The following is a 2924-nucleotide window of genomic DNA, read 5'->3' on the forward strand; positions in this document are numbered from 1 at the left end:
CCGGAGCCGGCGACGCTCGGCCTGCTCGGCGCCGGCCTTGCCGGCCTCGTCGCCCTGGCCCGGCGCCGGCGGCGGCGCCAGGCGACCGCGGCGGATCGCCCCGCACCATGACCGGCCCGCGGCGCAAGGCCGCGGCGTGACCAAGCCGCGGCACGCCGCGACACCGCGACCAGGGCCGGGCGCCGCCGCGGGGCTCGGGCCCCAGACCGGCGGGCACCCGCCCCGCCGGATGGATGCCGGCATCGCGCGCCGTACCGGGGCTGCGCATCGGCGGCGTGGCGGCGGCGCGCCGGGCTGATCGACCATCCCGGCCAGCACCGATGCCGCCCGCCGTGATGCGCGCCGCCTCGGGCCGCCTCCGCCAGACCCATGCCGCCGCCGCAGGGCAGGCCCCGGCGGCGGCGTCTGGCGGGATGCCGCATCCGCGGCCAATCCTGGCGGCCGCCGCCGGGCACCCCATCTGCCCGGTGCAAGCAACGAGGGAACGCCGCGCCATGCAGCAGCCGGGACCGCCGGGCCGCGACCAGCCCGGCAGCCGCGCCTGGACGCCGACCGAGGTCCGCACCCTCTCGCTCGTCTCCGGCGCGCATCTCGTCAGCCATGTGCACCACCTGGTGCTGCCGCCGCTCTTTCCCCTGCTGCGCGACCAGCTCGGCGTCGGCTTCATCGAGCTTGGCCTAGCGCTGACCGTGTTCAACATCGTCACCGCCCTGGTGCAGGCGCCGATGGGCTATGCGGTGGACCGGCACGGGTCCCGCCGGGTGCTGGTCGCCGGGCTGGTGCTGGCCGGGGCCAGCTTCATCGGCCTCGCCCTGGCGCCCAGCTATGCGATGCTGCTGGTCACCGCCGCGCTGCTCGGCATCGCCAATGCCGTCTACCACCCGGCCGACTACGAAATGCTGTCGCGCGGCATCGGGGAGGCGCGGATCGGCCGCGCCTTCTCCATCCACACCTTCGCCGGCTATCTCGGCGGGGCGCTGGCACCGGCGATGATGCTGGGATTGTCGTCGCTGGGCGGCCTCTCGGCCGCGCTGCTCGCCGCCGGGGCGATCGCACTGGCCGCCGCCCTGCCGCTGGCGCTGGCCGCCGACCCCGCGCCGGCGCCGCGCGCCGCGCCGAAGGCCAAGGGGGCGGCGAGCGGGTCGGTGCTGACGCCGGCCGTCGTCATGCTGACGGCCTTCTTCGCGCTGCTCAGCCTGTCGCTCGGCGGGGTGACGAATTTCTCGGTCGCCGCGCTGGTGGACGGGCGCGGGGTGGATTTCGCCGTGGCGACCATGGCGCTGAGCGGCTTCCTGCTGCTCTCGGCGCTCGGCGTGCTGGCGGGCGGGATCGTGGCGGACCGCACGACGCGGCATGGCGACGTGGCGGCGCTGGGCTTCGGGCTGACCGGCGCGCTGGTGGCGCTGGTTGGCCTGGTCCCGCTGCCGCCCGTGGCGCTGGTGGCGGCGATGGGGGCGGCCGGGTTCCTCTCCGGCCTGATCATGCCGTCGCGCGACATGCTGGTGCGGGCGGCCGCGCCGCCGGATGCGGTGGGCCGGGTCTTCGGGATCGTGACGACGGGGTTCAACATCGGCGGGACGATCGGGCCGATGCTCTACGGGTTGCTGATGGACCATGGCCAGCCGCTGCTGGTCTTCGCCGCCAGCGTCTTCTTCATCGTCGCCACCATGGCCATGGCGCTGGTCGGCGAGCGGCGGGCGAAGCGGCCGGTCGCGGCGGGGTAGGCCCGGCCGCCGCGCGGCCTGGAGGCCGGGGGGCGGGGCCGCCCGGCCGGCGCGAGAGGGAGACCGCCCCGTGCAAGCCCGGCGGGCGCCGCCCGCTCAGGCGGTCTTCTTCAGCGCCTTGCCGGCATCGCCGCCCATGGCCTTGCGCAGCGCCAGCCGCAGCACGTCCGGCTTGGGCAGCAGGATGCTCTGCCGCGTCACCACCGCCAGCCCCTCCCGGCTCATCGCCGACAGCTCGCGCGACACCGCTTCGCGGCGCGCGCCGATCCGCGCGGCCAGCACATGCTGCGGCGGCGGCGGGCTGACCCGCAGCTGCCCATCCTCCCGCGGGCGGCCGAGCCGCAGCAGCTCCGCCACCAGCCGGTGCCGCACCGGCAGCACCGCCAGCTCCACGTTGCGCGCATCCAGCAACCGCAGGCGGGAGACCAGCAGCCGCAGCAGGCCCAGCCCGGCCGCCGGCGCCTTCAGCACCAGGTCGAGGAAGACGGTGCGCGGCAGGCAGCAGAGCACGGCGCTGTGCACGGCCGTGACATTGGCCGAGCGCGGCAGGCCGTCGATCGCCGCCATCTCCCCGAACAGCTCGCCGGCGCCGAACTCGCCCAGGATCACCTCCTGCCCGTTGGCGGAATGCACCGCGACGCGGACCGTGCCGGAGAGGATGAGGAAGACATCGTCGGAGGCGTCGTCATAGTCGATCACCACCTCCCCGGGCTGGACCTTGCGCCAGCGGGCCTGGCGCGCCGCATCCTGCAGCAGGTCGGGCGACACTTCGCGGAGCAGGGGGAAGCGCGCCAGCCGGTCGTCCTCGGGTGACGGGGCCATGAGTTTCCATCGTCTGATTCTTTGTGTTGCATGAGATAGCAGCAGGACCGGCAAGGCAAGGCGTGGTGTGCGCTGGCGCACATCCCGGCGGCGCCCGGCAGCGGAGAGTCGTTGCGCAGATGAAGGAACACCCGCCCTGGCCCGTGCTGCGCCACCGGCCGGCGACCGCCGGGCCGCCGGCGCATGATGCTGGACAGGATGGTCGCCTTCCGGCTCAATCCGTTACGCTAGCCGCGTCGTCGCGCGCCGCCGGGCGGGGCGCCGGACCCTGCCCGTTGCCCTGCGACGGCTGGCCGGGCACCCGCCGCCGGAGTGAGACGTGACGCCTGCCCGCCCCGCCCCGCCGCCCCCGCCGTCCGGTGCCTGCCGGCGGCGCGG

3 protein-coding genes are annotated in these 2924 nt (G+C 75.9%); 2 read left to right on the forward strand and 1 reads right to left on the reverse strand.

Annotated elements, in window-relative coordinates; translation table 11 throughout:
- The coding region (locus E2C05_RS35530; RefSeq protein WP_133223378.1) for a PEP-CTERM sorting domain-containing protein at window positions 1-111 on the forward strand (111 nt) is incomplete at its 5' end.
- A 383-nt stretch (window positions 112-494) separates the two neighbouring features.
- On the forward strand, window positions 495-1724 hold the full coding sequence (locus tag E2C05_RS30560) for an MFS transporter (protein ID WP_133223379.1): 1230 nt from the start codon (window positions 495-497) through the stop codon (window positions 1722-1724).
- 96 nt (window positions 1725-1820) lie between these two features.
- Here the strand turns inward: E2C05_RS30560 and E2C05_RS30565 are convergent, their stop codons facing one another.
- Window positions 1821-2546, reverse strand: coding sequence for a Crp/Fnr family transcriptional regulator (locus E2C05_RS30565; RefSeq protein WP_133223380.1), 726 nt, complete (start codon window positions 2544-2546; stop codon window positions 1821-1823).
- Between the last annotated feature and the right edge of the window lie 378 nt (window positions 2547-2924).

It is taken from the genome of Paracraurococcus ruber, assembly GCF_004353985.1.
In the GTDB taxonomy this organism is placed as follows: Bacteria; Pseudomonadota; Alphaproteobacteria; order Acetobacterales; family Acetobacteraceae; genus Paracraurococcus; species Paracraurococcus ruber.